The 23,503-nt window shown below is 61.2% G+C and carries 18 protein-coding genes; 5 read left to right on the top strand and 13 right to left on the bottom strand.

Going from position 1 to position 23,503, the window contains the following annotated elements; genetic code table 11:
- Positions 1–52: 52 nt before the first annotated feature.
- The 6 genes from FTE24_RS02345 to FTE24_RS02320 all read right to left on the bottom strand — a co-directional run bounded on the left by FTE24_RS02345 (position 53) and on the right by FTE24_RS02320 (position 7,250).
- Entirely contained in the window at positions 53–1,729 is a 1,677-nt protein-coding gene (locus tag FTE24_RS02345; protein ID WP_150232471.1) for an extracellular solute-binding protein, read from the bottom strand.
- Positions 1,730–1,873: 144 nt separating this feature from the next.
- Positions 1,874–2,749 carry a carbohydrate ABC transporter permease gene (locus FTE24_RS02340; protein WP_150232472.1) on the bottom strand — a complete coding sequence of 292 codons (876 nt, stop codon included), beginning with the start codon at positions 2,747–2,749 and terminating at the stop codon, positions 1,874–1,876.
- A gap of 16 nt (positions 2,750–2,765) precedes the next feature.
- A complete protein-coding gene (locus FTE24_RS02335; RefSeq protein ID WP_150232474.1) occupies positions 2,766–3,725 on the bottom strand; it encodes an ABC transporter permease in 960 nt (319 codons plus the stop codon).
- A gap of 310 nt (positions 3,726–4,035) precedes the next feature.
- Positions 4,036–5,172, bottom strand: coding sequence for an SGNH/GDSL hydrolase family protein (locus FTE24_RS02330; protein ID WP_150232476.1), 1,137 nt, complete (start codon positions 5,170–5,172; stop codon positions 4,036–4,038).
- Entirely contained in the window at positions 5,165–6,256 is a 1,092-nt protein-coding gene (bglB, locus tag FTE24_RS02325) for a beta-galactosidase BglB (protein ID WP_160441620.1), read from the bottom strand. Before bglB ends, FTE24_RS02330 begins: the two co-directional genes overlap by 8 nt.
- A 202-nt stretch (positions 6,257–6,458) precedes the next feature.
- Positions 6,459–7,250: a DeoR family transcriptional regulator gene (locus tag FTE24_RS02320; RefSeq protein ID WP_150232480.1), complete on the bottom strand. Its 792-nt coding sequence runs from the start codon at positions 7,248–7,250 to the stop codon at positions 6,459–6,461.
- A gap of 316 nt (positions 7,251–7,566) precedes the next feature.
- Here FTE24_RS02320 and FTE24_RS02315 point away from each other — a divergent pair, with 316 nt between their 5' ends.
- The 4 genes from FTE24_RS02315 (at position 7,567) to fucU (ending at position 12,600) form a co-directional block, all read left to right on the top strand.
- Complete coding sequence (locus tag FTE24_RS02315; RefSeq protein WP_150232481.1) at positions 7,567–9,345, top strand: L-fucose isomerase; 1,779 nt, start codon at positions 7,567–7,569, stop codon at positions 9,343–9,345.
- A gap of 33 nt (positions 9,346–9,378) precedes the next feature.
- Positions 9,379–11,106 carry a rhamnulokinase gene (locus FTE24_RS02310; protein WP_237401593.1) on the top strand — a complete coding sequence of 576 codons (1,728 nt, stop codon included), beginning with the start codon at positions 9,379–9,381 and terminating at the stop codon, positions 11,104–11,106.
- Positions 11,107–11,481: 375 nt separating this feature from the next.
- Positions 11,482–12,159: a class II aldolase/adducin family protein gene (locus tag FTE24_RS02305; RefSeq protein WP_150232483.1), complete on the top strand. Its 678-nt coding sequence runs from the start codon at positions 11,482–11,484 to the stop codon at positions 12,157–12,159.
- 18 nt (positions 12,160–12,177) lie between these two features.
- Entirely contained in the window at positions 12,178–12,600 is a 423-nt protein-coding gene (gene fucU, locus FTE24_RS02300) for an L-fucose mutarotase (RefSeq protein ID WP_141448457.1), read from the top strand.
- A gap of 98 nt (positions 12,601–12,698) precedes the next feature.
- Here the strand turns inward: fucU and FTE24_RS02295 are convergent, their stop codons facing one another.
- The 7 genes from FTE24_RS02295 to FTE24_RS02265 all read right to left on the bottom strand — a co-directional run bounded on the left by FTE24_RS02295 (position 12,699) and on the right by FTE24_RS02265 (position 20,771).
- Positions 12,699–13,349, bottom strand: coding sequence for a histidine phosphatase family protein (locus FTE24_RS02295; protein ID WP_150232485.1), 651 nt, complete (start codon positions 13,347–13,349; stop codon positions 12,699–12,701).
- A 64-nt stretch (positions 13,350–13,413) separates the two neighbouring features.
- A complete protein-coding gene (locus FTE24_RS02290; protein WP_150232488.1) occupies positions 13,414–13,704 on the bottom strand; it encodes a putative quinol monooxygenase in 291 nt (96 codons plus the stop codon).
- A gap of 170 nt (positions 13,705–13,874) precedes the next feature.
- The gene (locus tag FTE24_RS02285; RefSeq protein WP_150232490.1) at positions 13,875–14,699 is read right to left on the bottom strand and encodes a hypothetical protein; all 825 of its coding nucleotides are present in this window, start codon (positions 14,697–14,699) and stop codon (positions 13,875–13,877) included.
- Positions 14,700–15,731: an ABC transporter substrate-binding protein gene (locus FTE24_RS02280; RefSeq protein WP_237401592.1), complete on the bottom strand. Its 1,032-nt coding sequence runs from the start codon at positions 15,729–15,731 to the stop codon at positions 14,700–14,702. It abuts the gene before it with no gap.
- 221 nt (positions 15,732–15,952) lie between these two features.
- Positions 15,953–17,569, bottom strand: coding sequence for a helix-turn-helix domain-containing protein (locus FTE24_RS02275; protein ID WP_150232492.1), 1,617 nt, complete (start codon positions 17,567–17,569; stop codon positions 15,953–15,955).
- Positions 17,570–17,581: 12 nt separating this feature from the next.
- Positions 17,582–18,472 carry a hypothetical protein gene (locus FTE24_RS02270; RefSeq protein ID WP_160441619.1) on the bottom strand — a complete coding sequence of 297 codons (891 nt, stop codon included), beginning with the start codon at positions 18,470–18,472 and terminating at the stop codon, positions 17,582–17,584.
- A 232-nt stretch (positions 18,473–18,704) separates the two neighbouring features.
- Entirely contained in the window at positions 18,705–20,771 is a 2,067-nt protein-coding gene (locus tag FTE24_RS02265) for a beta-galactosidase (protein WP_150232494.1), read from the bottom strand.
- A gap of 591 nt (positions 20,772–21,362) precedes the next feature.
- On the opposite strand from FTE24_RS02265, the gene ppk1 reads away from it, so the two are divergent.
- Positions 21,363–23,465: a polyphosphate kinase 1 gene (ppk1, locus tag FTE24_RS02260; protein WP_150232495.1), complete on the top strand. Its 2,103-nt coding sequence runs from the start codon at positions 21,363–21,365 to the stop codon at positions 23,463–23,465.
- Positions 23,466–23,503 lie beyond the last annotated feature (38 nt).

The raw sequence follows: 23,503 nt of genomic DNA, 5'->3' as shown, positions 1-23,503 counted from the left end.
CGGGCGATTTTTCACGTTCGGGCCTGCCTGTTCCTGTTGCTGAGCGTGCGGCCTATTCCTGTTCCTTCATCTGCTTGCCCATCTCGTAAATGTCGTCCAGAAGAATGGCGTCGTCTTTGTTCTCCGCGTACCAGGTGGCGTAGAACGCGTCGATCTCCGCGCCGCCGGCTTTGTCCCAGACGGCCTGCGAGTCGCTGATGAACTTGTCGACCGCCGCTTTGCCGCCGCCGCCCACGATCGTCTGCATCGCCATGTCGAGCATCGTTTTGTTCGCGTTTGTATTGACCGTCGCCAGATTTTGCGGCAGCAGCGGCAGGTAGGCGCGCTGCGTGATGCCGACGATCGGACGGGCCGGGTCCATGTAGGCGGCTTCCGCCTGCTCGTAGATTTTAATGAAATCTTTTTCCGCGTCGGTCGGGCTGACCTTGTTTTTGAGGCCGTAATTTTTGCCGATCAGCGGAGAGAGCATGCCCATGTCGCGGTTGTATTCAAGCTCGGTTTTGTTTTTCTCGGGATCGATCGGCTTGGCGCGCCCGTCTTCCGTTTTCGTGTAATGCTCGCCTTCGATGCCGTTCTGGATCGTGTTCGTGTAGGCGTCGCTGACCATGAAGTCGATCATTTTCATGACCGAAGCCGGATCTTTGGCCGAAGCGTTCACCATGCCCGTCATCTGCACCGGACTGCTGAGCGTCGGGCTGTAGCTGCCGAACGGCGTCGTCGGAAGCGGCATCGCGATCACTTCGGCGTCCGGCACGTTCTGCTTGAGCGCTTCGTACGAAGCGACGTCCGCGCCGTTGCTGCCGGTAATGCCGAGTTTGCCGGAGATCCACATCTGCTTCTGCTTCTCGCCGTTTTTGTCCGTTACGAAATCTTTGTCCGCCACGCCGGCGTCGTAGAGCTGCTGCTGGAAAGACACGGCCGCGCGAATCCGTTCCCAATCGTGTACGACTTTGTCGTTTTCCAGCACCCACGGAATCTGGTCTTCGCCGAACAGCGTGAAGCCGGTGCCGTACATATGGTTCAAAATAATGCCGGCCACGAAGCTAAGCCCCGTGCCTTCCGTGTTGGCCTGCCCGTCGCCATCCGGGTCCTGCTGCGTGAATGCTTCGGCGACCGCGAGAAATTGTTCCGGCGTCTTCGGCACGTCCAGCCCGAGCTTGTCCAGCCAGTCTTTGCGAATCAACAAGTAATGCTGCGGGGTCAATTCCATCGGACGCCCCAGCAGGTACATATGGCCGTCTTCCATCGTCGCCGCTTTGCGCAGCGCCGGGTATTTGTCCAGCATCGCTTTGTATTCGGTGCTGCCGTTTTCGATCAGATCGTCCAGCGGCATGAGCTGCTTCTGGTTGTAGAGCTGGCCCTGGTACGCCGTGTCGAATTCGAAGATCAGGTCCGGCGCCTGGCGCGAAGCGAACAGCACGTTGAACTTTTGCAGCGATTCGAAGCGCGGCACGGTCACGTATTTCACGTCCACCGGCCCGTTCTTGTTGACCCATTGGGTCCAGCGGTTGTTGTCCATCGTCCCTTCGGACGACGGCACCGTGCCCCGGTCGTACAGCGACGCCGTGATCGAACCGCGTTTGCCTTCGCCCGCGGCACCGCCGGAATTCGGGGCGTCCGATCCTCCGCCGCAGCCTGCGGCGGTCAGGGCAAAAGTCAGGGCCAACAAAGCGGCGGATTTGCGGGCGTTCGAAGCGGACAAGCTGGCGGACATTCTTTTTCTGGTCATGCGGATACCCTCCTCGGATTGGAACGTTCGGTGCAGATGGATCGATGCGACTGGATCGGTACGGCTGAATGCGTCATACGGCCGGAAATTTGTCGAAGCGCGGCTGGAAATGCCGGACGTGCGGCACGCGGCGCGGGTACGTCTTCACCCTTTGATGGCTCCGATCGTCACCCCTTTCACGAAATAGCGCTGCAGCAGCGGGTACACGACCAGCATCGGCACGATCATGATCATGATGCCGGCGGCTTTGATACCTTCCGGCGTAATGTTGGTCGCCTGCTGCGTATCCATCGTGTTGATCTCCTGCAGAACGGCCTGGCTTCGTACCATCTGCTGGATCAGCACGGTCAGATTGAGTTTTTCGGGACTGTTGACGTAGATCATGACGTTGAAAAACGAATTCCAGTAGTAGACGCCGTAGAACAACCCGATCGTGGCGAGCATGGGCAGCGACAGCGGCAGTACGATTTGCAGCAGCAGCCTCCATTCGCCCGAACCGTCGATCCGCGAAGCTTCGACGAGTTCCTCGGGAATGTTTTCGAAAAAAGACCGCATGATCATCATGTTGTACGTGCTGACGAGCGCCGGCAGCCAGAGCGCGCCGTATGTGTCGATCAGCCCGAGCGAACTCACGACGAGATACGTCGGAATGAGGCCGCCCGTGAACAGCATCGTGAACACGATCGCGAGCGTGATCCAGCGCCGTCCGTAAAATTCCCGGCGGGACAGCGGATAGGCGGCGCAGATCGTCACCACCATGCTGAGCGCCACGCCGACGACCGTAATGAGCACGCTGTTCGCGAAAGAGCGCAGCACCGGCGTTCCTTCGAACAGCAGCTTGTAGGATTCGAACGTGATCTCCTGCGGCCACAGCGTGACGAAGCCCGACATGACCGCGTTTTTGCCGCTGAGCGACAAGGACGCCAGATGCAGCAGCGGCAGCAGGCACAAGATGCCGGCCAGCGTCAGCAGCGCGTAATTGAATACGTAAAACGTGCGCTCGCCTTGGGTCGATTTCATGATTGTTCCTCCTTTTTCACCATAATCCGCGGCCGAACCGGCGGGCGACGGCGTTGGTCAGCAGCACCAGAACGAACGCTACCAGCGATTCGAACAGGCCGAGCGCCGCCGTCAGACTGAATTGTCCGCCCTGCAGGCCGATCGCGTAAATGTACGTGCTGATCACTTCGGATATGCCGGACACGATAGAGTTTTGCAGCACGTACACCTGGTCGAACCCGACTTCCATCACCCGCCCCATGGCCAGAATCAGCATGATGACGATCGTCGGGCTGATGCCGGGCAGGGTGATGTTGCGGATCTGCTTCCATTTGCCAGCTCCGTCCATCGACGCCGCTTCGTACAGGCTCGGATCGATCGAGGTGAGCGCGGCCAGATAGATGATCGCGCTGAATCCGGCGTCTTTCCAGATGCCCGATCCGAGGAAAATGGCGACCCATGACCCTTCGTTGAACAAAAAAGCGAACGATTGGCCTGTCAGCCGCTCCAGCAGTCCGTTGACGAGGCCCGACTGGGCGAAGATCGTGACGACGAGGCCGCCGACGATGACCCAGGAGAAAAAGTGCGGCAGATAGACGAGCGTCTGCACCCATTTTTGGAACCATTTTTTGCGGACTTCGTTCAGCATGATCGCGAGCATGATCGGAAAAGGAAACCCGATTACGACGCTCAGCACGCTCAGCAGCAGCGTATTGCGGATAATTTGCAGCGATTGGGACTGCGTGAACAGCATCTCGAAGTTGGCGAATCCGACCCATTGGCTGCCCCAGATGCCTTCATGGAACGTGTAGTCTTTGAAGGCAATCACGAGGCCGGCCATTGGAGCGTACTTGAACAGCAAATAGAAAATGACGACCGGAACGAACATGATCCACAGCGGCAGGCTCGTCTTGAAGCGCTGCGTGTGCCAGAACCGCCGGCTTCGGCTTTGCGGTTCGGCCTGCAATCGAACGGGTTTGGCCGGGTTGGCTTTCATGCGGGAACCTCCTTTGCGCTTGCGGGCAGCGGCCGATACGGCGTTCCCGCTTCTTTAGGTAAGCGTTCTCATTTTGCTTGTCGGTCAAACCGGACGGCGGGCGTCCGGCCCGGATCGGGGAGCGTCGGGGGCGTTTCTGTTTGTCACGTTACCCGCAAAAGACGACGATCGCAATATTCCATTTTCGCGTTTATCTCCCGCAAACCGCGCGGCTGCGGGATTGTTGCTTCGCAAGATCGGGACGAACCGATTGTGTCCGCGCCGGATGAGGGTAGGCCGGCGCGCGAATATCCAGCCCGCTCTCGGGCGCTTAATCTTCGAACAAGGGCCGCAGCTGCCGGGCGAGATTCGCTCCCATCCGCGCATGCCCTTCGTCGGAAGGATGGATGAGGTCGACGGACAATCCGCCCGGATCGTCAAGCACTGTGTCTCCTTCGATAAGCAGAAGCCGCGCGTGATTCGATCTAAGCGCTTCTTCCCGCAAAATTTCGTTGAAGCGCAGATCCTGCTCGCCGGCTTCCGGCGCGCCGCTGCCGAGCGTGGCGAAGTTCGGGTAGATCGTCGTCAGCGCGATCGGCCGAAGCGGATGGGCCGCGCCGATTCGCTCCAGCGCGTACCGGACTTTCCCGCGAAACTGCGGGCCGTCCATCCCGTCTCTCATATTGACGCCCAACTCCAGGAAAACGACTTCCCAATCGCGCCGATTCGCGATCCAGTCGACCAGTTCCGGCTCGCACAGGCAGGAGCCGCTCAGCCCGAGATTGTACAGGTCCGCGCCCAGATGCCGGGCCGCCTGCTCGATATACGCCGAGCGGCTCTGCTCGCCGCCGTGCGTAATGGACGAACCGTAGGCGAGCAGCCGGACCTCCGGCGTCTCGCCCGGCGCCGGCGGCCGGACGTCCGCGCCGAAGGCGTCGAGGCCGGCGTAGACGGCCTCGGCCCGCCCGAAGCGAATGCGCCACACGTGCGGCGCGAAGCCCGAAGCCGACAGCGCCGCCGCGTCGGCCATCTGCAGGCGCGGCGGCGCGGTCAGCCGCAGCGTACGGGCCGGGCCGGCCGGCAGCCGGTGCTCGGAATGGAACATTCCGCCGCAGTAGACGGCGACGGTGCCGGCCTGCACCGGCAGAGCCAGCGTCACGTCCACGGTCTGCGAGGACGTGACGAAGCGGAGCTCGCAGCCGGTGGACTCGGCTGCGACGAAGCGCCCGCGGGCGCCGAGGCGCTCGCGCACGCTTCGCGGCATGCGGCGGAGCCAGACGCCGCCGAGCGGCGCGGGCTCAAGCTCGGCCGCTCCGTGGAAAGCGACGCCGCCTCTGACGAGAACGGCATCGCTCCCGGATTCCGGCCCGCCTGGCGCCGCAGTCGCGGCCTTCTGCTCGGCGCAGGGCCCGGTTCCGCCGGGCGGCGGGCCGCCGGAAACTTTGCCGCCCGTTCGCAGCTCATTCATGGAAGTTCCCGCCTTCCGCGCCGTGCCGCATCGCTTCGACCAGCAGCAGCAGCGCCATCGACTGGCCGTACGGCATTGGACAGACCGGAATATCGCGGTATTCCTGAAGCGTCCGTCCCATGCCGGTTCCGTAGGACACGCCCCGGACCACGCCGTCTGCGTCGATCGACGACAGCACGTAATCCAGCGCCCGCAGCGCGCAGTCGCGGTGCACCTCATCCAGATCGCCGCGCCGGTATGCTTTGAGCATGCCGTAAGCGAAAGCGGCCGTAGCCGACGTTTCCGGATACGAATCGGCGTCGTCGAGCAGCGTGGGCCATGCCCCTTCGGGCAGCTGCAGCTCGACCAGCTTGTCCGCCTGGCGCCGCAGCGAAGACAGCAGGAAGAGGCGCACGCCGCCCGGCGGCTCCGTCATGTCCAGGTAATCGACCAGCCCGGCCGTGTACCACGAATTGCCCCGCGCCCACAGCGCTTTCGCGAAATGGTGCCCGCCTTCGAGAAACGTCCAGCCGTGGAAAAACAGCCCGGTCGAAGGGTCCGTCAAATATTTCAGATGCACGAGAAACTGCCGGACACTCTCCTGCATGCAGGCGTCGTCTTGGAGCAGCACGCCCATCCGGGCCACGAACAGCACCGTCATGTACAGCGTGTCGTCCCAGAGCTGTCCTTCGTTCGCGCTGCCCGTCACCTCGTGCTGGATGCCGCCTTCTTCCGTTCTCGGCATGTCGTTCAGGACGTAATCGAGCCATTCCCGGCACAGGTCGAGATAATCCGGGCGCCCCGTTTCTTCCGCCAGATACGTCAGCGTCAGCATCGGGCACATCGTGTTGACGTTTTTGGCAGGCAGCCCTTCCGCGATGCGCGCATCGAACCAGTCGGTAAGAAACCGCAGCGCGGCCTTGTCGCCGGATGCGCGATAATGCCCGTGCAGCGCGAACAGCCCGACTCCCTGCGGCCATTCCCAGTTCTCCATCGAGATAATGCCGATCGGAGCCGTCTCTTCGATCGAGCCCCGCATCCCTTTCATCTGTCCGACGACTTTGGCGATCAGTTGTTCAAGCCTTTCTTTTGTAAGCGTACCCATCTTGTCGCTCCTTTGGAAGGTCCCGGTATTGGCAAAAAAGAGGGCGTACCCTCCTGCCCCGTCAGTGTAGGCCCGGAACGGACTTGGCGTACATAGACAAGAATCGGGTATATCCATAAAAAAAGCAGGCCTTCTTCCCGGGGGAAGAAAGTCTGCTTCTTTTGCGCTTTGTGTGTTCTTTTGCCGCTTCGGTCTCTGCCGTTCATCCTTCTTCGCCGGCATCCGCTTCCTCGCTCCGGCACACCAGCGTCACGCCCCGCCCGCGCAGAAATTCGCCCCATTCTTCCGGCGGCTGACGGTCGGTCACGACGAAGTCGATCTGCCCGAAATCGAACAGCCGGATAAAAGCCAGCCGATCGAACTTGGACCGGTCCGCCACCAGGATCGTTTTGTTCGCCTGCCGGCGCATCAGCAGCTTGAGTTCGCTCTCGGCTTCGTTGGAATCGCAGATGCCGCCGTGCATGGACAACGCTTTGCAGCCGAGCAGCGCGACGTCCGCGTTATAGCGTTCGATCGTCCGCGCCGCGTCCGGGCCGACGAACGAACTGGTCGAAGCGCCGAGCGTGCCGCCGGTGCCGATCAGCCGATGTCCCGACTGCTGGAACGCGGACAGCGCGACGAGCGAATTCGTAATGAGCGTCAGATTGCTTTTGCGTTCGGTCAGCAGCCGCAGCGCTTCGAACGCCGTCGAACTGGTGTCCGCCATGACGCTGTCGCCGTCGTGCACCAGGCCGAGTACCTGCTCGGCGATGCGGCGCTTCGCTTCGAGGTTGAGATCGTGCCGGCTCGCGTACGAAGGATCGCGGTTGACCGGCGCGCTCAGCACGGCCCCGCCGTAATTTTTCTGGGCGATGCCTTCCTTGTCCAGCTTGTCGAGATCGCGGCGCACCGTTTCTTCCGACACGCCGAACGTCTGCGCGAGCGCCGATACCTGCACTTTTTTGTTCCGGTACAATTCGTTGATGATCCATTCCCGCCGCTGCTCCGCTTTCACTGCGCATCCGCTCCCCGTGTCCCGATTGTTTTTTTACCGTAGCATGAAAAAGCAGAAACCACAATTCGTTCTCGTTATGACCTTCTCGAAACCAACAAAACCACAAATATAAAAAGAAATTATGTGGTTTTCGTGTTGACTTTGGCTTTTAACCCTTTTAAGATGAAGAGGAAAACAGAAGCGAACCGCCGCTGCCGCATCTTTTTGCAAGCGCATACTTTTGAGGGACGCTATTCGTCGGGCCAGCCTTTTATCCTTTTATAAAGGAAGACAGACTTCACCGTTCGCCATTTTCCCACACCCAAGGAGGAATCACATGTCAGCCACCGTTACGCAGCAGTATCCGAGAATCGGAATCCGCCCTACCATCGACGGCCGCAGACGCGGCGTACGCGAATCGCTGGAAGAACAGACGATGGGCATGGCGCGGCGCACGGCCGCTTTTTTGCAGGAGCATCTGCGCTACCCGGACGGCTCGCCCGTGCAGTGCGTCATCGCGGACACGACGATCGGCGGCGTGGCGGAAGCGTCCGCGGCGGCGTCCAAGTTCAAGCGCGAAAACGTCGGCGTCTCGATCACCGTTACCCCGTGCTGGTGCTACGGTTCCGAGACGATGGACATGGACGCTTCGATTCCGCACGCGGTCTGGGGCTTTAACGGAACGGAGCGGCCGGGCGCGGTGTATCTGGCGGCGGTGCTGTCGGCTTACGCGCAAAAAGGCATTCCGGCGTTCGGCATCTACGGCGAAGACGTGCAGGAGTCGGGCAGCGAAGAGATTCCGGCCGACGTACAGACCAAGCTGCTCCGGTTCGCAAGGTCCGCGCTGGCCGCCGCCCTCATCCGGGGCAAAGCGTACCTCTCCATGGGGTCCGTCTCGATGGGCATCGCCGGTTCGATCATCGACGAGAACCTGTTCCAGCATTATCTGGGCATGCGCAACGAATACGTGGACATGTCCGAATTCGTGCGCCGCGTCGAGGAAAATATCTACGACCCGGACGAATACGCCAAAGCGCTGGCCTGGACCCGGGCAAACTGCAAACTCGGCGCCAACAACAATCCCGAACATCTGGTCATCGGCGAGGAAGAACAGGATAGACAATGGGAATTCGTCGTCAAAATGACGCTGATCGCGCGCGACCTCATGGTCGGCAATCCGCGGCTGGCGGAGCTCGGCTTCGAAGAAGAAGCCGGCGGGCATTACGCGATCGCGGGCGGCTTCCAGGGGCAGCGGCATTGGACGGACCATTTCCCGAACGCCGACTTCATGGAGACGATCCTCAATTCCTCGTTCGACTGGAACGGACGGCGCGCGCCGTACATCGTCGCCACCGAAAACGACAGCCTCAACGGCGTCGTCATGCTGTTCAACCATCTGCTGACCGGCACGGCGCAGATCTTCGCGGACGTGCGCACGTTCTGGAGTCCGGCGGCGGTGGAACGCGTAACGGGACACCGGCTTGAAGGCGCGGCGCAGGGCGGGCTGCTGCATCTGATCAACTCCGGTTCGGCGGCGCTCGACGGAACCGGCGAGCAGGAGATCGACGGCAAGCCCGCGATCAAGCCTTTCTGGGACGTTACGGACGAAGAAGCGGCCAAATGCCTCGACAAGACGCTGTTCCGTCCGGCTTCGCAGGAATATTTCCGCGGCGGCGGCTTTTCGACCGATTATTTGACCCGCGGCGGCATGCCGGTGACGATGGTGCGCCTCAATCTGGTCAAAGGGCTCGGTCCCGTGCTCCAGCTGGCGGAAGGCTATACGGTCGACCTGCCGGAAGACGTGCACCGCACGCTCGACGAGCGCACCGATCCGACCTGGCCGACGACCTGGTTCGCGCCCAAGCTGACCGGCAAAGGCTCGTTCTCGAACGTCTACGACGTCATGAACAACTGGGGCGCCAACCACGGCGCGATCAGCTACGGCCATATCGGCGCCGACTTGATCACCCTCGCTTCCATCCTGCGCATTCCGGTCAGCATGCACAACGTGGACGAACAAGACGTGTTCCGTCCGCGCGCCTGGTCGCTGTTCGGCACGGAAAATCCGGAAGCGGCCGATTACGCCGCCTGCCGGAACTTCGGCCCGCTGTACTGAGACGCGGGCGCCATTTCATACGGAAAGCGGGGCATGCCCATGAAGCCGCGGGAATTACGTGCGGAAGTTCTGAACGCGATCGGCCGGGGCACGGACGGCGGTGTAGGCGCGGGAAGTGGCGGGATTGGTGAGAATGCGGGAGCTGTAGAGCGGGGCGAAAGTGCGGGAGCCGGCGAAGCGGCGGAGCCGGCGCGGCCGCTTGGCGGCGATGATGGCGATAGCGATCCTTCCGTCAAAAGAGTGCTGGCCGTCGATCTCGGCGCCAGCTCGGGCCGGGTCATGCTGGCCTGCTACGACGGCTTCAAGCTGGAGCTGCGCGAGATTCACCGCTTCGACAACGTGCCGATCGAAAGTGTCGGCGGCCTGTATTGGGACGCCGACGGGCTGTTCGCCGAAATCGTCGCGGGCATCCGGCTTGCCGCCGCCGAAGGGCATCCGATCCTCGGCATCGGCGTCGACACCTGGGGCGTCGACTACGGCTGGATCGGACCCGGCGGGGAGCTGCTGCGTCCGCCGCACCATTACCGCGACGCGCGCATGGCGCGGCACGCGGCGGAGCTTGTGCGCCGCCTGCCGCCGCGCGAGCAGTTCGAGCTGACCGGCAATCAGCCGAACGCCATCAATACGGCGTACCAGCTCTTTGCCGATCTGGAGCAGGAACCGCAGCTGCGCGAGCTTGCGGCGCACTTCCTCATGATGCCGGACCTGTTCCATTACCGGCTGTCCGGCGTCATGGCCGCGGAGCGGAGCATTCTCAGCACCGGCGGGCTGCTGGCAGCCGGCGGCAGCGAACCCTCCGCCGAGGTGCTGGCGCGGCTGGGCATTCCGGCCGCCCTGCTCGCGCCGGTCGTGCCGGCCGGCACCGTGCTGGGCGAGCTTCGGCCCGACCTGCAGGCGCAGCTGCGCTGCGGCCCGCTGCGCGTCGTGGCCGGCGCTTCGCACGACACGGCTTCCGCGGTGGCGGCGGTGCCTTACGGCTGCGGGGATGCGGCGGCAGGCGGCGCGAATGGAAGCGCCGCGGGGTTGAGCGGGACGGCAGATATAGCCGGGACGGCGCAGAACCCCATGGCGCAAACGCGGCCCGCTTCGCGGGGAGCCGCCGCGTTTATCAGCTGCGGCACCTGGTCTATCGCGGGGATCGAGACCCCGCAGCCGGTGTTGTCCGATGCCGCTTACGAATGCGGCCTGACGAATGAAGCGTGTTACGGCGGAGGCAGCCGCCTGCTCAAGAACATTACGGGCCTGTGGCTGCTTCAGGAATGCCGGCGTCACTGGAATGCCGGCGGCGAAGCGCTCAGCCATGCTGATCTTGCGGCGCTGGCCGAGGCCGCGGGACCGGCGGACGCGCGGATCGATCCCGACGATCCGCGCTTTGCCGCTCCGGGCGATATGCCGGAGCGGGTGCGGCAGTTCTGCCGGGATACCGGGCAGCCGGTTCCCGGCGACCACGGCGAGCTTACGCGCGTCGTGCTCGAAAGCCTGGCCGATGCCTACGGCCGGGCGATCGACGAGCTCGAGTCGATCTCCGGCCGCCGGATCGTGGCGGTCCATCTCGTCGGAGGCGGCAGCCGCAATCGGCTGCTCTGCCGCCTGACGGCGGAGCGCACCGGCCGCGAAGTCATCGCGGGGCCGGTGGAAGCGAGCGCCGCCGGAAGCGCGCTGATCCAGCTTGCCGCGCTCGGCGAGCTGGACTTCGGCCGCCGGGCGGAGATTCTCGGGCGCTCGTTTGCGCTCGAACGGTATAGGCCGGCTGCTCGCTGAGCTGCGGCCGGCCGTAGACGCTAACGAATCCTGATCACGTTAAAACGGGCAAATCGGTCGATTTTATTTTCTAACGAATCCTAACAACGCTATACCTGCCAAATCGGACAAATACAATGCAAAAAAGCAAAATAGTGTTACTACGATTCGTTAGCTGCTCCAAATCCCGCTATTTATGAAAATAGCGTTATGACGGTTCGTTAGCACGCCGCAGCCTTTGCATTGAGACCTGCCTGCGCCGGGACCCGTTCCGGTTTCTCTGTCCTGCTTTGCCCTGCGCCCGACCCGACTAGTCCAATATTCATAGCCGTATCCCTGACTCATAATCCATAATCCATAATCCACACCCATGACCCAAAAAGGAGGCCCCTACCCATGACCCAGCCCCACACGATCGCCGATCCGGCCGAACGCGAGCGCCTGCTGCGCCTGCAAATTTGCGATATCGGCCGCAATCTGTTCAACAAGGACTTTATCGCCGCCAACGACGGCAACATTTCCGCCCGCCTCTCCGAGACGGAGATTCTCGCTTCCCCGACCGGCGTCAGCAAAGGCTACCTGGAGCCGCATATGCTCGTCAAAGTCAATCTGGACGGCGGGATCGTCGAAGCGGCGGACGGATACCGGCCGTCCACGGAAGTCAAAATGCATCTGCGCGTCTACCGCGAATGCCCGGACATGAACGGCGTCGTCCACGCCCATCCGCCTTATGCGACCGCGTTCGCGATCAAGGGCGAAGCGCTCGACAAGATGATGATGCCGGAGTCCGTCATCGCGATGGGCGATATCCCGCTTGCGGCCTACGGCACGCCGTCGACCGAAGAGATTCCGGATTCGATCATGCCTTTTCTCGGCAAGAAAACGGCCGTCCTGCTCGAAAGCCACGGCGCGCTGACCTGGGGCAAAAGCGTGATGGACGCCTACATGAACATGGAGCGTCTGGAGTACACGGCCAAACTGACTTTCCTCACGCGCATGATCGACGGCGAACGCGAACTGCCGCAGCACCGGATCGACGAGCTGGTCGGACTGCGCGCGTTCTACGGCTTCTAGCCGGGAAGGAGACGCCTAATGTTGAAAAAGATTCCGAAAATGCTGTCTCCCGACCTCGTCCATGCCCTGATGCAAATGGGCCACGGCGACGAGATCGTGCTGGCGGACGGCAATTTCCCCGGCCACTCGCTGCACGGGCGCGTTATCCGCTGCGACGGCCTCGGCATTCCTCCGCTGCTCGACGCCATACTGGAGCTGCTGCCGCTCGACCCTTATGCCGGGCATCAGGCGGCGCTGATGAGCGTCGTGCCCGGCGACAAGGTCGTGCCGACGATCTGGGACACGTACCGCGAAGTGATCGCCCGCCACGATGCGTCCGCGCAGATCGCGTTCGAGGAACGTTTTGCTTTTTACGAACGCGCCCGCGGCGCCTACGCGATCGTCGTGACCGGCGAAGAAGCGCTGTACGGCAACATCCTTTTGAAAAAAGGCGTGCTCTAGCCCGCTTCATCGGCAAAAAGCCGGATTCCCCCCTCTGCACATCGAGGAGGAATCCGGCTTTTCTTCTGCTTTTTTCGTCTGCTTTTTTATTCGTCGGCTTACTGATCGAACCCGATCCAGTTGAACTTCCCGTCTTCGTGCTCCAGAATCGTCACGCTGGCGTTTTTGATCTCGATCGTGACGTCGACGCCTTCGCACAGCTGGTTGACGATGTTGCGGATCGTGTTGCCGTGGGTAACGATCAGGACGTTGGCGTCGCCTGCGTAATCCAGGTCGATGACCGTCTGCAGCCCGCCGCGGATCCGCGTCCACAGCTCCTCGAAGTTTTCCGCGTGATGGTACGGATCGGCTTTTTTGGTCATGTCCGCGAATTCGGCTACCGTCACCGTCTGCATCAATTCCGCAAAGCTCACCCCGGCGTTGTTCTCGGCGATCTGGCCCAAAGCGACCTTCGAGTATTCCCCTTCGAACCCGCCGAAAAACGTTTCGCGAAAAGCTTTGATCCGATGGATGACCGGTACCGGATGCCGGCTCTCGTTCAAGATAAGTTCCGCCGTCTCCAGCGTTCGGCCCGAATCGCTCGTATAGACGTAAGCGAATTCGGTGTCCGCCAACCGCTGCCCGGCGGCAGTGGCGACAAGCTTGCCTTCGTCGGTGAGCGGGCTGTCGGACCAGCCCTGCATTTTCCCGTAGCGATTTAAGTACGTCTCCCCGTGCCTCACGAGGTGCAGCCTGATTTTCGGGCTCATGGATCGTCCTCCAGTATCGAATCTTTATTTGGATTTATTTCGTCGTACGCTGCTGCCGGTCGGCTCAGATGTCCGCCGCGCTGAACTTTTCGGCTTTTAGCGGAGCCGCGAAAAATTCGTTGGATACTTTGAAAAAACCGGTAAAATGCGGCGAAGCGTTATGACGCTCGATCGCGGATTCGTCGGCCCACACTTCGACCATCGTGAACCGGTCGAGGTTGGCGACGTCCTGCGTCAACGTATAACGGATACAGCCCTCTTCGGCCTGCGAACCGGCGACGAGCGGCTGGACCGTTTGCAGAAAAGCTTCCCGCTTGTCCGGCTTGATCTGCATATCGGCATGAATCACAATCATCGAACATCCTCCTCTATGGATCGTCTGCTCCGGGTATCCGATTCGGTTGGATCGATCCCGCTTTCTTGTTCCAGCTTACCACAGACCCCCCGGACAAATCACGGCCTACGGCATCCTGGCCGGCCGTGCAGCAGCCTGACGGACAACCTTCCTTGGTTCTTTTGGGTCCGTCAGTTCCGTTTATAGGCTTCGCTTTTCGGACAGCTGTCGCAGTAGCCGTGCGAGCGGCCGGACTGCACGGTACGATAAGCCTGGCAGCAGTGCCGGCGCAGCAGAAGCGGCCTCCCTGCGGCATCCGGACCGATCGAACGGAAACGGGCATGGAACCATGGGTTTGCCGGTGCATTCAGTTCCTGCCGATGCCCGCGCATCGTGTCTGCCCGAGCGGCAAGCGGCGAACCGGCCTGCTGCGATTCCGCTTCCAGGCAGAGGTACAGCGTATGAATCTGATGCAGGACGAGCGTATGCAGCACACTGCCATTCGCTCCCGATGCCTGCTGCACCGCGCGCAGCACGGTTCGAACCTGGGCTTCGACTTTCCCTGCATAAGCGGACAGACTCGGAGCGGCGTCTGTCCGGCGAGACTCTTCGCGCACCCTGTATCCCATCGCGGCTCCTGCACCGATCCGCAGCCGGATATCGCCCGGCTCCGGAGACAGCACAACTCCATAAGCGCTGTAGGCCGCGAACAAACCGGCCGCAAGAACCGAGTATCGCTTGGCGAACAGGGTCCCGGTTACGTCCGGTGCGGCTCCTCCCAACAGCACGGATTGGCGGAGCAGCAGGAGGCGCAGGACGTCCGGGTCAAGCAGATCCTGAACGGAGTAAGGGAAGCTCTGTACGTCTTCCTCCTCGAACTCCGCATCCTTGCCCGGCCGCTTCCTTACCATCGCAAATCCGTCTTTCAGAAAAGCATCCAGCGTTTCCGACTGCCGCTCTTCAAGCGGCTCAGGCTCCGGCAGTTTCAGTTTCTCCGGCTGCTCCGACTTATCCATCTATTCGACCTGCTTTCGCACATCTTCCAGGATCTCGGTCCGGCCTATGACCCCCCAGCTTTTGAACAACCAGAAAGAATCCGTTTCGTATACGCGCGCCTGCTGTACAGCCGGAACGTTTTTCCAGACCGAACTTTTTTGCGCCGCAGCCAGGAAGTCCGCGCCATTGGGGTCGACTTCCAGAATCAGCCGATTGGCATCCAGATCGGCCACCCCTTCCAATGACAAATCTTCGCGTTGATCGATCGGTGTCAGGGAAGACGGTTCGAAGCCCAGATCGTGATACAGCAGTCCGTTCGTCGGATGTCCTTTCTGCGCATAGATTTGCAGCAGTTTGTCCCGTACCCGGATATACGCCAGTTTACGATGTTCCGACTGTTCGACCTGCACCCGGACCTCCGCCGTTTTCTTGTCGAGTTCGGCAATTTTCTGCTGTGCCAACCCGGTCTTGCCGTACATCTCCGCAATTTTCAACAAGTCTTCCGTCCAAAAGTCGGGATCTTCGTCGTAGTCTTTCCATTCGTTGCCCAAAACGACAGTCGGTGCAATCTTGTTCAACTGCTCGTAGGTCGTCTCGCCTGTCCGGCTTTCGACCAGAATCACATCCGGGTCCAGCAGCAGAATCGCTTCCAGATTCGGCGCTTCGGCCGATCCGACCGTAGCCACGCCTTCCAGCTCGTCCGCCAGATAAGGCAGGTAATCGCCGCCGTAGCGTTCTTCCGTATTGACGCCCACCGGCATCTCGCCGATCGTCAGCATATGGTCGATATACGCGGCGGACAAAGAGACGACCCGTTTCGGCGAAGCCGGAATTTCCGCCGTTCCTTTCAGATGCGTAATCGCCATCGTGGCTGACTTTCCGCTGTCGGCGGAAGAAGAAGTTTCCGTTTCCGAAGTCGCGGCTTCGCCGGAAGACGCTTTTGTCTCCGAAGCGGCTTCTGTTTGTGCCGCCGCTTCGGTCTTCCCTGTCTGTGAATTCGGCATGGCCGATCCGCAGGCGGAGAGCATCAGTACCGCCGCAATCAGCAGCATCCAGCCCGCAGCGAACGATACGCGCCTAGCGCCGAAACCAGTCTTACCGCTCCCGCTTTCTCTATTTTCTCTGCTGGGCCTGTTCTTTTTTCCCGTATTCGATCCGTTTCTTGTATGCTGCACGGTTCATCCCCCTATAAGTGATAATCATTATCACTCTATACTAGGGAAGAAGCGCCTTCGGTTCAATGGACATTATCGCCGATTTTGTATGGACAAATTCACCCGGTTTCTTCGGTCATTCGGTCAAACAGTTCGTGCATCGCCTCGAGACGGCCCGCCGGGCCAAGCGCTTTGAACAAAAGTCCCTGCGCATCACAGACCCGTCCTTCCCTGACCGCCCGAAGCGACTGCCACTCTTCGGAAGCTTCGATCGCGCGCATGCGTCCCGCCGCTTCCGGCGTCGGTTCCACCGCCATAAACAGCCAGTCCGCATCGAAAAGGGGAAGCTGCCCGGGACCGATATTCAACGCCCATTCGCCTGCGGGAAAATGATCGGGAAGCTGCAACCCGAGATCGTCGTACAGCAGCGCTCCTGTCTGATTCAGCGCTCCGTATACGCGGCACAATGTCGCACCGACCCGAATATAATAAGCCGTCATCCTGCGCCCCGCTTGGGCTGTCAGCTGTACGCGCATGCTTTTCCGCTTCGCTTCGTACCGTCCGATCCAGTCTTCCGCCTCATTCTGCCGACCGAAGATGCCGCCCATCTGCCTAAGCTGCCGCACCAGATCATTGGAGTAGGAAAGAGTGACGGTCGGCGCAATCCGCTCCAACTGCGCGTCGGCGTCCAGGCGGCTGCTGGTCAGGATCAGATCCGGTGCGGCTCGTCCCAGCTTGGCATAACTGAACGCCGAACTGTCGAGCCGGACGGATGCTCCAGGTTCATCAGACTTCGCCGGGGCCGATTCGCCGATTCGCGGAATCCTCCGCTCGTAAGACAATACGGCGACAGGCGAAATGCCGAGCGTCGTCAGATAGTCGTCAAGCCCGTAGTAGACGGTTGCAATCCGCAGATCGCTTCGCTTCATATATTGGCCAGGGGCAATGCCTTCCGACTTTTTGAACGCCCGGCTGAAATAATGCTCGTCCTTGTAGCCGACGCTTCGCGCAATCGTCTTGATCTTGTCGCTTGAGAACAGCAGCTGCTTCGCCCGGGTCATTCGCAGATGCAGCAGATACTGGGCCGGAGTCCGTCCGGTTCGGGCCTTGAACGTCCGAATGAAATGATTGACGCTCATTCCCGATCGCACGGCCATCTCCTCGATACTCACTTCCCGCGCATAATGCCCGGACATGTACGCCAAAGCGGGATCGATCCCGGACCGCCCGGCTTCTTCCTCCGTGCTTTTCAAAAGTCCGCTCCGCGTATCGCCTGCCGCCGATTCCGTCTGGCGTACGCTCATCCAGCGGTGCAGCGCATGCTTGAGTTCCAGCCGGTCGCGAGGCGGCGCTTCCCCTGCCAGTCCCGGCAGGCGCTCCGGAAGCCCGGCCGACCGTTCCAACCTTCCCGAAGCGGGAAGTTCGGCTTCCGCCGCCAACCACTGACCGGCGTATTTCTGCATGCGGCAGCAGGAGAACAGCAGCAGCGTGACGCGAAATCCTGCTTCCCAGCGTCCGCCGAGCGCGGTTCCGGGCACCAGCCAGAACCGGTCGCCCGCTTCCGCCGTATGGGTACGCCCGTCGATCGACAAAGCGGCCCGGCCGCTTTCGACCGCAAGCAGACCGCATTTGTCCAGCTCTCTGGGACGAAGAACGCCCTCGCCCTGGAACTCCGCCCGGCAGAGACGAACCGAAGGAAAGAAGAGCCGGTCCGGCTTGCTTTTGGCCGCGTTCATGATCCCCACTCCTTATGCGAAAAAGTCGTACGTCCGCGTCCACTCGCGCGTCTCGCCCGGCGCAAGATTCAGCTCGATAAACACTTCGGGCGCGACCACGTGCCCCGAACCCCATACGGCGAACTTGGACGCGTCGAAGTCGCCGCGCTCGCGCACACCCGCTCCGCTCGGTCGGTGCAGCAGCTCCCAATAAGGCGCTTCGCCCCCCGCGAAGCCGCCGAACAGCGCATAATATTCGCCGCCCGCTTCGGCGTTCCACGCCATCTGCCCGGCCGACAAGTCCAGCTTGTCTTCCACGCCCCCGTCGCCCAGCAGCCTAAGCTTCGGTTCATACGGCAGGTTCAGCACGTAATCCGGCCCGACCGGATGCCCGCCGATGCCCATGAAGTTATGTACGTATTCGCTGGTCGAAAAATTTTTCGTGCCCGTATTGGTCAGTTTGTACCGGATATGCAGGCTGCGTCCGTCGATTTCGATCGTCTTGACGAGCGCCGCGCCATAGCCGTTATGCTCCGGTGCTTCCGACACGAAGGTCATCCGCGCCGCTTCGGTCTCCGTCCGGACTTCGTACGCTTCGACCGGATACGTGCGCGCGAAATTGTAATGCTCGTCGTCGATCCGCGTCAGCGCGCCGATGCCGAGTTTGATGAACGTTTCGCCCGGCCGGGCTTCTTCGTAGCCGATCGCCCGTTCGATGCCGAACTCGCCGGACAGCCCTTCGCCGCCCGTCCCCTGGCCCGCAACCAGACTCTCCGGCACGCAAAAGTCGATGCCCGCGCTCTCCAGTCTTACCTGCGTAATCCAGCCCGTGCGGTCGAACCGCGTTCCCGTACACGTCTCCGGAGCCTTGATCGTCACCGTCAGCTCTTCGCCGGTCAGCATATACTCATGCGTCTCCATCATCAAAAATTCCTCCTTCGTCTTCATATGCGAACGCCTCGGCGTGTCGTTTTTCCATCATAGCGCGCTTGGGTATAAAAAGGTACTTTAGGCTTGCCTGACGGGCCCTCCGCGCCACACCAAAAAGACGGGCCTCCGCCCGTCTTCTCCACCTCCGTGCCCGACGAACGCCCACCCTCTAAAATCCTTCGATCCTTTAACCTTTCAATCCTTTAACCTTTCGATCCGCCGATCGTCAATCCTTGGCCACGCCGTCTTCCATCGCCGCCGAGCAGGCCGCGCTTTCGCGGTCTTCGACGATCGCGAAGCCCCAGGCCGGCAGGTTCAGCATCTGGCCGTGCCTGACGTCTTCGCCCGACACCAGCTCCCTGCCGTCGCGGTAGCCGTATCGCAATCCCGCCGGCTCGCCGGAATAGTTGAGGAAATAGCGCACGCGGCAGCCCGCCGCGTTCACGCCCGATTTGACGACCAGCGGGAACTTGAGCTTCTGGTCTTCGCCCCACAGCCCCGCTTCGCGCAGCACCCGCTCGAACAGGCGCAGCAGCAGCCCTTCGGTCGGCAGGAAGCCGACGTAAGTCGCCGTGCCTTCGCCGAAGCGGTTCGTCGTGATCGCCGCGTACCCGCCCCACTCGGGATGGTCGTACCGGGCCAGCACTTCCGCCGTGGTCGTCGTCAGCAGCTCCATCCACGTCCCGACTTCCTTCTCCGCTGCGCCAAGATCCTCGAACCCGCCGCCGGCAAAACGGACGCTCGCGTTGTTCGGTTCGGCGAACAGCTGGTAGTTCACGCCGCAGGATCGCTCGATCAGGCCCGGCTGCGCGTCGGTACGTACCTGTACGTCTTCGTTCGCGAACCCGCTTTTGAACGTGTAGATCACATGCCCGCCTTTTTCCGCAAAATCGTTCAGCTTCTCCAGCAGCCGGTCCGGCGCGCTGTACAGCGCAGGCACGACGAGCAGGTCGTATTCCGCCAACACTTTCGCTTCGGTGTCCGGATGCACGAAATCGCAGCCGACGTTCAGCTTGTAGAGCGCGTCGTAACAGCGCCGCACGACGTCGTTGTAGAGCACGCCGCCCGGCAGCGGGAACCAGTCGAGGGCGCTGAGCGCTTCGCTGCTGACCAGCATCGCGACGCGGTTGATTTTGCGCAGACCGGCAAGCGAGCCGCCGAGGCGCGCAAAATCGGCTCCGATCGTCCGCGCTTCCTCGTATACGGGATTCGGCTGCAGGTCGTGGCTGAGCAATCCTTTCCAGTACGTCTCGAACGAATTGTGAATCGAATGCCAGTGCCAATATGCCACCAGGCTCGCGCCCGAAGCCAGATGGCTGAACGCCAGCAGCCGCAGCTGCCCCGGGTACGGCGTCCAATGCGGGAACGCCTGCGCCTGCGTCTCCAGCACGAGGTAGCCGCCCTGCTTGAGCGAACGCGCCATATCGCCGCCGAACGAGATTTCCGCGCCGGTCAGCTCGCTCTGCGACGGATGGTAGATGTCCACGCCGGCGATATCGAACGGCCGGGACGCTTTGAAATGGTCCACGTCCCGCTGCACGCCGTACGAATGGCCGCGCCAGTCGAAGTCGAAATTGTGCGTCGTAAACTGGCCGGGACGCTTGTATTCATTGACGAGTCCGACCTGCCAGGCGAGAAAATCGGTCACGAGCTGCCGCTGGAACCGGGCGAATTCCGCGCCCAGGCTGCCGTTGATCGTGCCGAGCACGGACGGAAAGTCTTCCCACGCGTCGATCCGGTTGCTCCAGTACGCCAGCCCGAAGCGGCGGTTCAGCTCGCCGAGATCGCCGCCGAACTTGTCGCGCATCGCCTTGACGAAGCGCAGCTGCACGTTCGGGCCGGCGGTGCCGTAATGCTTGGTCTCGTTGTCGATCTGGTAGCCGATAACCGCCGGATGGCCGCAGACGCGGCCGATCAGCTTGCGGATGATCCGCTCGGCATAGAACAGGTAAGCCGGGCTCGTGATGTCCATGATCTGCCGCGCCCCGTATTTGCCGCTTCCGGTGCGGGTCTCGGCCAGCACTTCGGGATGCTCGCGCACCATCCAGGCCGGCACGGCATACGTCGGCGTGCCGACGATGACGGAGATGCCCGCCGCGTGCATGGCATCCAATACGCGGTCCACCGAGGCGAAGTCGAACACCCCATTTTGCGGTTCGTGCGTGCTCCAGGTCGATTCCGCGATGCGTACGACGGTAATGCCCGCCGCCTGCATCATCTCGATATCGGTCGCCAGTCGATCGTAAGGCATGTACTCGTCGTAATAAGCGACTCCGTAATGCAAACGTTCCATGTCGATTCCCCTTCCTGTGTCCCTGCCGGACTGTAGACGCGGACGCGGTTCGCCCGATGGCCGACCGTGGCCCGGGCTTCGCGCCTGTCCCTACCTTTTCGCGCCGGCCGCCGCCATATCCTGCCAACGCTTCGCTTTTATCGGTTTTCGGCTCCAATTACGATGAAACTTTCTTCATGATTCGGGGGACTTATTTAACTTGCATTTGACGATTTTGTCGCTTTTTTAGGTACAGCAGTCTTTGGAAAAAAGAAAAAACAGAATGATAACGCTTTAAAATGGATCGAAAACGCTTCAATGTAAGTAAACTGGAAAAAGGACTTTTTTACATTCGCTTAACAAAAGCAGGTTATACTAATAAAAGAGCTTCCCGGAGAATAATCCGCTCTGGCCGCACCGATTTTGGGCGCTGCCTGGCGGGTAAATGAAAGTGCGAACGCCGCGCAACCTGCGTTTGCCCTCATGCGTATACGATTTCATGTCTGCCGGAAGGCTCGACCGCCCATGCGGAATAAGAAACGGATTCGCACGAATACTCGGCGTCTGCGGCGCGACTTGCGTCCTGCCCGCACGCTTTACTATGGAGGAACTATGGACAACCATTCCGCTCAACGGGGATCGTCCCCTTACTACATCAATCGCGACCTGAGTTGGATCGAATTCAATTACCGAGTGCTCGAAGAAGCGCAGGACCCGGACACGCCGCTGCTCGAACGCGCCAAATTCCTCGGCATCGTCTCGCGCAACCTGGACGAGTTCATGAGCGTCCGCGTGGCGGGCATCCGCAACCAGCTCAAGGCGGGCATCACGAAGAAGGACTTTTCCGGCTATACGCCGCCCGTCCTGTACAAACGCCTGTCCAAACGCATCGAGAAGATGGTGGCGGCGGAATACCGCACGTACCGCGAACTGGTGCGCCTCATGGCCAAGGAGAGCCTCGTGCTCAACCGCTACGAAGACCTGAGCGCGACCCAGCAAAAAGCGGCGGACGATTATTTCCATGACGTCATCTTCCCCGTTCTGACGCCGATGGCGGTCGATCTCAGCCGTCCGTTTCCGCTCGTGCACAGCCAGAACGTCTATCTGGCCGCGCTGCTCGAACGCGACAACACGCCGGAAGACCTGCCCGACGAAGAACGGTTCTTTTTCGCCATCGTCCAGGTTCCGTCGATCCTGCCGCGGCTCGTGTCGGTGACGCAGCGCAGCCACAGCAAACGGCAGACCTACGTTCTGATCGACGAACTGATCTGCCACCATATCCAGACGCTGTTCAGCGGCTATACGGCCAAGACGGTGCATGCTTTCCGCCTCAGCCGTGACGCGGATCTGGAGATCAACGAAGAAGAAGCGGACGATCTACTCGAAGAGATCGAGAAGAAGCTGCGCAAGCGCCGCCGCGGCGCGCCGGTGCGGCTCGAAGTGCAAAAAGGCTTCCATCCGTACGCATTGCAGCTGCTGCAGGAAGAATTCGAGATCGAAGACGCCGTATACGAAATCGACGGCCCGATCGACCTCGGCTTCCTGACGTCGTTCGCCGGCTCCGTCAAGAACCGCGACGCGCTGCGTTATCCGTCCCGGCTGTCGATCTACCCGCCCGAATTCGGGGACGGCGGAGACACCGACTACTTCAGCGTGCTGAAAGAACGCGACGTGCTGATGCACCATCCGTTCGAGACGTTCGATGCCGTCAGCGATTTCGTCGAACAGGCCGCCGAAGACCCGAACGTCATGGCGATCAAGATGACGCTGTACCGGGTCAGCAGCAAGTCGGCCATTATCCGTTCGCTCGCCGCGGCCGCCGAAGCGGGCAAGCAGGTGACGGTCGTCGTCGAACTCAAGGCGAGATTCGACGAAGAACGCAATATCAGCTGGGCGCGGACGCTGGAGCAGTCCGGCTGCCATGTCGTGTACGGGCTGGTCGGGCTCAAGACGCACGCCAAAGCGATTCTGGTCGTCCGGCGCGAAGAAGACGGACTGCGCCGCTACGTGCACGTCGGCACGGGCAACTACAACGACGCGACGGCCAAGCTCTACACGGACGTCGGCCTGATGACTTCGAACGCTTCAATCGGCGAAGACGCTTCGGAGCTGTTCAACCATATTACCGGCTATTCCAGCCATCCGAACTGGCAGGAAATCTCGGTCGCGCCGGATACGATGATGGGCACGTTCGTCACGAATATCCGCCGCGAAGCCGATCACGCCAAAGCCGGCCGGCCGGCGCGCATCATCGCCAAGTTCAACTCGCTGTCCAACCAGCAGATCATCGACGAACTGTACGAAGCGTCCAAAGCCGGCGTCAAAGTCGACCTGATCGTGCGCGGTGTCTGCTGCCTGCGTCCGGGCGTCAAAGATCTGAGCGAGAACATTACGGTGCGCAGCATCGTCGACCGCTATCTGGAACACTCCCGGATCTACTATTTCGAGAACGGCGGCAAGTCGGAGATCTTCCTCTCCAGCGCCGACTGGATGACCCGCAACCTGACGCGCCGCGTCGAGTTGATGTGCCCGATTCTCGATCCGGGCTGCCAGGATACGCTGCTGAACATCCTGAAGCTGTATCTCAAAGACAACGTCAAAGCGCGCATGCTGACTTCGAGCGGCGGCTACGAATCGTTCGAGAACGGCGAAGAACCGTTCCGCAGCCAGTTCCGCGCGGAAGATATCCGCGCCTGGAAATCGACGCTGGCCTGATCGGATCAAGGCCGGGTCTCACTGCGGACCGGATACTC

This window comes from Saccharibacillus sp. WB 17, assembly GCF_008634075.2.
In the GTDB taxonomy this organism is placed as follows: Bacteria; Bacillota; Bacilli; order Paenibacillales; family Paenibacillaceae; genus Saccharibacillus; species Saccharibacillus brassicae.
The sequence above is the reverse complement of the archived record's forward strand: the minus strand, read 5'-3'. Positions and strand labels throughout refer to the sequence as shown.